9 protein-coding genes are annotated in these 7,432 nt (G+C 64.8%); 4 read left to right on the top strand and 5 right to left on the bottom strand.

Annotated elements, in window-relative coordinates; translation table 11 throughout:
• The first annotated feature begins 15 nt into the window (after positions 1-15).
• Positions 16-789, top strand: a complete 774-nt coding sequence (locus CV770_RS26850) for an SDR family NAD(P)-dependent oxidoreductase (protein WP_091957899.1) — start codon at positions 16-18, stop codon at positions 787-789.
• A 124-nt stretch (positions 790-913) separates the two neighbouring features.
• Here the strand turns inward: CV770_RS26850 and greA are convergent, their stop codons facing one another.
• From greA to CV770_RS26865, 3 genes are all read right to left on the bottom strand, one after another.
• Positions 914-1,396, bottom strand: a complete 483-nt coding sequence (gene greA / locus CV770_RS26855; protein ID WP_091957902.1) for a transcription elongation factor GreA — start codon at positions 1,394-1,396, stop codon at positions 914-916.
• Positions 1,397-1,484: 88 nt separating this feature from the next.
• Positions 1,485-1,970 (bottom strand): hypothetical protein, encoded by a 486-nt coding sequence (locus CV770_RS26860; protein ID WP_104464522.1) that lies wholly within the window; start codon positions 1,968-1,970, stop codon positions 1,485-1,487.
• A gap of 145 nt (positions 1,971-2,115) precedes the next feature.
• Positions 2,116-2,463, bottom strand: coding sequence for a hypothetical protein (locus tag CV770_RS26865; protein WP_104464516.1), 348 nt, complete (start codon positions 2,461-2,463; stop codon positions 2,116-2,118).
• A 258-nt stretch (positions 2,464-2,721) separates the two neighbouring features.
• Here CV770_RS26865 and CV770_RS26870 point away from each other — a divergent pair, with 258 nt between their 5' ends.
• Positions 2,722-2,955, top strand: a complete 234-nt coding sequence (locus tag CV770_RS26870; protein WP_028140385.1) for a DUF3551 domain-containing protein — start codon at positions 2,722-2,724, stop codon at positions 2,953-2,955.
• Positions 2,956-3,022: 67 nt separating this feature from the next.
• Here CV770_RS26870 and CV770_RS26875 read toward each other — a convergent pair whose 3' ends face one another.
• Together CV770_RS26875 and CV770_RS26880 are read right to left on the bottom strand one after the other, a co-directional pair.
• The gene (locus CV770_RS26875) at positions 3,023-3,553 is read right to left on the bottom strand and encodes a hypothetical protein (protein WP_104464517.1); all 531 of its coding nucleotides are present in this window, start codon (positions 3,551-3,553) and stop codon (positions 3,023-3,025) included.
• 191 nt (positions 3,554-3,744) lie between these two features.
• Positions 3,745-5,292 carry an acetolactate synthase large subunit gene (locus CV770_RS26880; protein WP_104464518.1) on the bottom strand — a complete coding sequence of 516 codons (1,548 nt, stop codon included), beginning with the start codon at positions 5,290-5,292 and terminating at the stop codon, positions 3,745-3,747.
• Positions 5,293-5,554: 262 nt separating this feature from the next.
• Here CV770_RS26880 and CV770_RS26885 point away from each other — a divergent pair, with 262 nt between their 5' ends.
• Together CV770_RS26885 and CV770_RS26890 are read left to right on the top strand one after the other, a co-directional pair.
• Positions 5,555-6,133 (top strand): L,D-transpeptidase, encoded by a 579-nt coding sequence (locus CV770_RS26885; protein ID WP_104464519.1) that lies wholly within the window; start codon positions 5,555-5,557, stop codon positions 6,131-6,133.
• A gap of 201 nt (positions 6,134-6,334) precedes the next feature.
• Positions 6,335-7,150 carry a DUF2927 domain-containing protein gene (locus tag CV770_RS26890; RefSeq protein WP_104464520.1) on the top strand — a complete coding sequence of 272 codons (816 nt, stop codon included), beginning with the start codon at positions 6,335-6,337 and terminating at the stop codon, positions 7,148-7,150.
• Positions 7,151-7,432: the final 282 nt, after the last annotated feature.

Below are 7,432 nucleotides of genomic sequence, written 5' to 3' on the forward strand. Positions count from 1 at the left end.
CGGGAGAAGCAGCGCATGGCGATCATCTTCATCACCGGCAGCACGGACGGCCTCGGCCGGGCGGCGGCGCAATCGCTCGTTGATCAAGGTCACCGCGTGGTGCTGCACGCGCGGGCGGCGGATCGCGCCGCCGATATCGGCGAGTTCGCGTCGCGTTGCGCCGGGATCGTGGTCGGCGATCTCCGCAGTGCCGCAGATGCAAGAAGCATCGCCGACCAAGTCAACGCGATCGGTCGCATGGACACGATCATCCACAACGCCGGCGTCTACACGCGGCCGGACCGTGGCGCGACGCCGGAGGGCCATGCCGAAACCCTGGCCATCAACACGCTTGCGCCGTACATGCTGACCGCCCTGATCGAGCGGCCCGACCGATTGGTGTATCTCAGCAGCGGATTGCACCGCGGTGGAGAGGGCTCGCTCGACGACCTCGATTGGACACAGCGGGACTGGGATTCGGCCAAGGCCTATGCCGAGAGCAAGCTGCACGTTGTCGCGCTGGCGTTCGGTCTGGCACGACGCTGGCCCAAAGTCCTGAGCAACGCCGTCGATCCCGGATGGGTACGCACCAAGATGGGTGGTTCGGGCGCCCCGGTCGATCTCCACACCGGACAACAGACCCAAGCCTGGCTCGCGGTGAGCGAGGAGCCCGCCGCCCTGGTCAGCGGGCGCTACTGGCATCATCTCCGGCGGGAGGAGCCGGCCAGGGAGGCGACCGATCCGGATTTTCAGGACGCACTCATCGAAAGATTGGGCAGGCTGACCGGAGTTCCGCTTCCGCAGACTTAAAGCGCGATGCGATTTGGATGAATCATCTTCGCGCTTTAGGTTGTTGTTTGCGCATGATCTTTCCGGAAAACCGCTTCGCACTTTTCCGGATCATGCTTTCGGCAGACCAATACGGGCTCCGCCCCTACCCGATCGACAGAATCTCGATCTCCTGCGCGCCCGCGCCCACGACGTCACCCACCGCTTTCCCCATCAGCGACCGCGCGACCGGCGCGACGAACGAGATCGAGCCGGCCTTGGGGTCGGCTTCGTCCTCGCCGACGATGCGATAGGTCTGCACGCGGCCGTCGGTGCGGCTGAAGGTCACGGTGCTGCCGAAGGCGACCGTTTCGGTCGAGGTCGGGTTGGGAACGAGCTGCGCGGTGCGCAAGCGTTCGGTCAGGTAGCGGGTGTCGCGCAACGGCACCGCCGACTGCCGGCGCTTTTCGTTGACGTCCTCGATGGCTTGCGCGGCTTCATAGGCCTCGCGGGCTTGCTGAAGCTGCGTCTGCAACGCAAGCAGGCCTGCTTCCGTCACGAGGTTGGGATGCGGCGAGATCGGGCGATCCGGCAACAGCGTCTCGGACGCGGTTTCGGCGCTTTCTTCCTTGGTAAAGGCGACGCTCAATTCAAATATCCTGTCGAGCTCTCGCGTCTTTATTTTGACGCGTTTTCTTCACGCGAACCGGTGTCCACTTCGCTTGATAACGCTTTATCTATATCTCAAGTTCGACGAAACGACGGAGCTTGAAGACGAGGTCCGGCATGGCCTGGCGGAACCGCGTCGCATTCTGGAAATTGGTCGAGAACGGCGCGAAAGTGATCATGGCGTTCCAGTGCCTGTAACCGTAGACCGTGACCGAGGCGCCGGTCGCCGGGAAATTCTCCAGCTTGCGCAGCTCGCCTAGCACGAGATCGGCGATCGCCTCCGCCGGCAACAACTGCTTGCCATCCCGCGTGGTGACGATCTTCGCAGGCTGCTCGACCGGTTCCACGGCGGCCGGCGCCGCGGCGGGCGCATCCTCCTGCTTGGTCGACGTCGCCTCAGCGACCGGCGCCGCGACCGCGTCCGCTCCGTTCGACGGCACTGTCGGCGGACCCTCGGTGAGCGGCGGCGGTGCAACACTGTCTGCGCGCTTGTTGCCTCCAAGGATGCTGCTGATCATGGCCACAAGGCCAGCATCCTTCACGTCGTCACTCATCATTCCCCCCAAGCTTCGGCCCACTCTAGCACTGCTCTCTCAGACCGCCACCGGGGATGTGAGGTCGGCAGCCGCCCGGCCAGCGCCCGTCTGGGCAGACACCGGCGGCGCGACGGCTGATCACGTCGCGCCGCTGTGCGATCCGTCACCGCTTATCGAACGGAATATATTGCTGGTACTGCTTGGGCACCGAACTGCGATAGCGCGCGGGCACGGTGCCGCTATCGACGGAGTGGTCGATTTCCTGCTGCCGCGTCATCTTCTTCTTCACCGGCTTCTTCGACGCGCTCTTCTTGGAGTCGGTCGGCTGGCTGGACGTGTCGGTGGTTGCGCTCGGCGCCGCCGTCGTGGCCGGCGCAGTGGTTGTCGCCGCAGGCGCCGCGGTTCCGCCGGCCGCCGGCGCGCTTTGGGCCAGGGATTGGGCCAAGGCATGCGGCGTTTGCGTCATGAGCGCCAGCGCTGCCACTGCAGCCAGCAAATATGTTTTCTGCATCAGAACCTCCAAATGCCTTGATCCGTATGAGGCAAGCCTAGTCCCACGGGATCGAGGCGTGCAAGTTCGCCGAGGATAGGTCGGAACCCGTGCGCGAACTGTGGCCGAGATCACAGTGCAAGCCGCTGGCTGCGTCACGATGTACCTCGCTTCGAACGCATCCGGCGTCGCGGACACCAACACAGCATGACCCCGCGTCAGACAGGCCACGGGAACGCCAAGGCTCGGTCGTTCCACCTACCATTGAAGGAGATCGAAATGCGTCGCACCATCCTCACGCTTGCATCGTTCGCAACGCTGATCGCCGCATCGTTGTCGGCGGCCCCGGCCCAGGCCGGAAGCGACAGATACTGCCTGCAGGGCCGCAACTGGGGCTATCCCGGCAACTGCCAGTTCGCGAGCTATCAGCAATGTGCGGCGACCGCTTCCGGCACATCGGCCTATTGCGGCATCAACCCGCGCTACGCGTACTCGCAGCCGTATCATTACTGATGACGTAGGTGGTGAGATTCCCTCTCCCGCAAGTGGGAGAGGGAGAGCACCTATTATGTGGCAACGATTAGCCTGACCTCTGCGTGCCGGCTCCCAATCCGCTTTCCTCGAGCCGCGTGGCGAACCAGAGCGAGAGCGGCTGATCGATTGCGGCGCTGACATACACCTCTGACATCGTCACATGATGCTTGTCCAGCACGAGCAGCACGCCGATCCAGTAGGGAAACCAGACATGCACGTCGGTCAGCGCCCGCAGCTTTTGCTGGTCGTGCTCAAGCGGGGTGTGATTGCTCGCCTTGCGGATCTCCGCCGTGAGCAGATTGTTCGGGATCTCGCGCTGATGCACGACGACATCGGGGTAGATCGACTTGCCCAGATGGTCGTCGGTCGAGATGATGGTGCCGTGCGGCAGATGTAGCGTGCGCTCGCCGAGCCGGTCGTAATTGCAGTCGACCGACCAGCCGGAGAACTGCTTCTCCAGATGCACGGCGAAGCGGTGCGTGACCGCGCGCTCGCCGATGTCCTTCTCGAACAGGAAGCCCTCGTGGGCGTAGAAGTCCCGGAGCGCCGCGATCACCTTGTTCAGCTCGGTCTGCATGTTGCCCCCGGCCCATCACGCGCACTGCAAAGTGAGTAGCCCGGATGGAGCGTAGCGCAATCCGGGGTTCTCGCAAAACACACGGAGCCCCGGATTACGCGGAGCCTGTCATCGGGCGGCGCTTTGCGCCGACCCGTTGGCTCCATCCGGGCTACAACAGGGCCTGAACTCGCGGCGCGATCAGCCAGACCTTACATCTGGACTTCGATCAGCCGCGGCCCCGGCTCGGCGACGGCTTCGGCCAGCGCCTTGTTGAACTCGTCGGCATTGGTGACGGCGCGGCCGGGCACGCCCATGCCTTTGGCCAGCGCGACGAAATCCAGCGTCGGACGGTCGAGCCGGAGCATGTCGTTGGCGCGCTGGCCGGGCTCGCCGGCGCCGACATTGTCGAACTCGCCGCGCAGGATCTGGTAGATGCGGTTGGCGAACACGATGGTAACGATGTTGAGGTTCTCGCGCGCCTGGGTCCACAGCGACTGGATCGTGTACATCGCGCTGCCGTCACCGACCATGGTGATGACCTTGCGGTCCGGGCAGGCGATCGCTGCGCCGATCGACAGCGGCGTCGAGAAGCCGATCGAACCGCCCATGTTCTGCAGCCAGTCATGCGGCGCTGCGGACGCCGTCGGCGGGAAGAAGCCGCGGCCTGTGGTGAGGGATTCGTCGACCATGATCGCGTTCTCGGGGATCGCACAGGCGATCGCCTGCGCGATCGAGGCGAAGGTGAGCTCGCCGGTCGGCTTGATCAGCTCCTGCACCGCATGCGGCTTGACGTCCTTGGCGCTGGCCTTGACGGCGCCGGCGAGCGCTTCGAGGGCTGCGACCGAATTCTCGCCCCACGCAGTCATGCGATGCACCTCGCAGCCCTCAGGCTTGAGCATGCTCGGCTTGTTCGGATAGGCGAAGAACGCCACGGGATCGTCGGACTCGACCAGCACGATGTGACGGAACTTGGCCAGCATCGGCAGCGCGTGCTCGATGACGTAGTGGATGCGGTCGATCGAGAAGCGGCCGCGGCCGCGCGCCATCTTCGGGCGGAAGGTCGGGCCCATCACGGTGCAGCCAGTCTTGGCGGCGATGCGCTCGGCCAGCGCCAGGCCCTGCTCGCTCAAGGCGCTGCCGGTCATCAGCAGCAGCGTGCCCTCGCCGTCACCGTGCAGGATCTTCGCGGCCCGCTCGACCGCCTGCGGCGAATAGCTGGCGCGCTGCTGCTCGTCTGGGACTTCGGCGATGCCGTCGGCCTCGTTCCAGGCGGTGTCGGCGGGCAGGATCAGGGTTGCGATCTGCCCCGGCGCGCTCTTGGCGGCGGCGATCGCGGCGGCGCCGTCGGCGGCCACCGATTTGGAGTTCGGCGAGGTCTGGACCCAGGACGACATCGGCCGGGCCAACCCCTCGATGTCGGAGGTCAGCGGCGCGTTGTAGTCGATGTGATAGACGGCATGCTGGCCGACGATGTTGACGATGCCGGAATTGGCCTTCTTGGCGTTGTGCAGGTTGGCAAGACCGTTGGCGAGGCCAGGGCCGAGATGCAGCAGCGTCGAGGCCGGCGTACCCTTCATGCGATAGTATCCGTCGGCCGCGCCCGTCACCACGCCCTCGAACAGGCCGAGCACGCAGCGCATGCCCGGGACGCGGTCGAGCGCTGCGACAAAATGCATCTCGGAGGTGCCTGGGTTGGTGAAGCAGACATCCACCCCACCCTTGACCATCGTCCGCACCAGGCTTTCCGCACCGTTCATCCCAAGCTCCCGCAACCGGCCATGTCCAAAGATCCGTCCGATCAATCATTGTTCGCTCGTCCCGTCAAAGCAATAGCCGGCATCGCGGCCCTGCCCCGCGCGGCGATGCGCCGGTTTGGCTAACGGTTTTCGGCAAGCCGGCATGGTTGCCGATTTGATAACGCCTCGGCTGGATGATGTCCCTCACGGGGCCGTGGCTTGCGAAAAGCCCGCAAATATGGCCTGTGGCCTTTGTTGAATCGATTTTTTGCTGGGGGAAACAATGATCCGGTTTTTTGCCGCGCCGATTGCCGCCGTCGCACTGCTGTCGGCCATGGCGGGCGGCGCGTTCGCCGAAGAGTTCGACTCGCGCGACATCATGGGCGGCGGCCCGAACTTCTTCCGTTCCGGCGCCAATCCGGTCCCCCGCACCACCGTCATGTATAACGGCAATTACGCCCCCGGCACGATCGTGGTGAACACCAGCGAGCGGCGGCTGTATCTGGTGCTGCAGAACGGCCAGGCGCTGCGCTACGGCATCGGCGTCGGCCGCGACGGCTTCCGCTGGGGCGGGGTCCACAGGATCACCGCCAAGAAGGAATGGCCGGACTGGACGCCGCCATCGCAGATGCTGGCTCGCCGGCCGGATCTGCCGCGCCACATGAAGGGCGGCGTCGAGAATCCGCTCGGCGCACGCGCGATGTATCTGGGCTCGACGCTCTACCGCATCCACGGCTCCAACGAGCCTGAGACGATCGGCCAGGCCGTCTCGTCGGGCTGCTTCCGCATGACCAATGACGACGTCAGCGATCTCTACGGCCGCGTCTCGGTCGGTACCACGGTGGTGGTGCTGAACAACTGACCAGACTCAAACTCTCGTAGGGTGGGCAAAGCCGGAGGCGTGCCCACCACTGACCGTGATTGCGGCGCGATGGTGGGCACGGCGCTTTCGCGCCTTTGCCCACCCTACGCCGCTGACCCAACAGCCACAGCCGGGAACCCGCAGGCCGCGTGAATCTGCGGTCTTGTGCGCGCGACGTGAATACGGCAGCGTCGCACGACGATGAGCGCATTGAATCCGTCCTCGGCTGCCCTTCGCATCGCCCTGCTGGCGCTCGCCGCGCTCACATGCGCGCCTGACCCCGCGACCACGGCGGTGGCCAGCGAATTGCCCGCTATCTCCTCGCGCCAGCGCTCCGAGAAGAAGAATTTTACGGACGGCGAGATCGTCGAGGGCTTCCTGAAGACGGCGTTCGGCGCCGAATATCACCTCGCCGGCCGCGTCGACCGCATCCGCAAATTCGACGGGCCGGTGCGCGTATACGCCGAGAGCGACCGCACCGACCGCAAGACACAGCTCGGCAAGGTCGTGGCCGACATCGCCCATCGCGTGCAGCATCTCGACATCGCCATGATCGCGACCGCCGAAGCGGCCAATGTGCGGGTGAAGCTAGTGCGCGACCGCGACCTCTTCCGCACCATCTCCAGCTTCTACGGCGCCGAGAAGGCGCGCGAGATCCGCACCTCGCTCGACCCGCAATGCCTGTCCGGCTTCCGCAAGAACGACAATTACGAGATCGAGCATTCCGACGTCATCCTCACCGTCGACAACGGCGATTTCGTCTTCCTCGACTGCGCCTATGAGGAGCTGCTGCAATCGCTCGGGCCCATCAACGACACAGCGAGCGTGCCTTGGACCATGTTCAACGACAATGTCTCGATGGGCTATTTCGACGTCTACGACCAGTACATCCTCAATCTGCTGTACGATCCCCGCATCAAGCCCGGCATGACCGTGGCCGAGGTCAAGGCGGTGCTGCCCGCCGTGCTCGCCGACGTGCGCACCTGGGTCAAGCAGGTGAATGATCTGAAGGAGTGAAGGCGCTTGCTCACTGCACCCTCTCCCCTTGTGGGAGAGGGTGGCTCGCCGCATAGCGGCGAGACGGGTGAGGGTCTCTCTCCGCAAGTTCAATTTCATTGAGTACGCGGAGAGAGACCCCTCATCCGGCGCTTCGCGCCACCTTCTCCCACAAGGGGCCTGTTGCGTTATCGGCTTTTGAAGTTGAGGACGGCAGGAGAAGGGCCGTGGTTACGGCAATTGCCAGCCAAGTCTGTAGTGGTCGCCCTCGGCGGGCGGCTCAGGCCGCGATCGTGGCCCACC

The organism is Bradyrhizobium sp. AC87j1, assembly GCF_002936975.1.
GTDB lineage: Bacteria > Pseudomonadota > Alphaproteobacteria > Rhizobiales > Xanthobacteraceae > Bradyrhizobium > Bradyrhizobium shewense.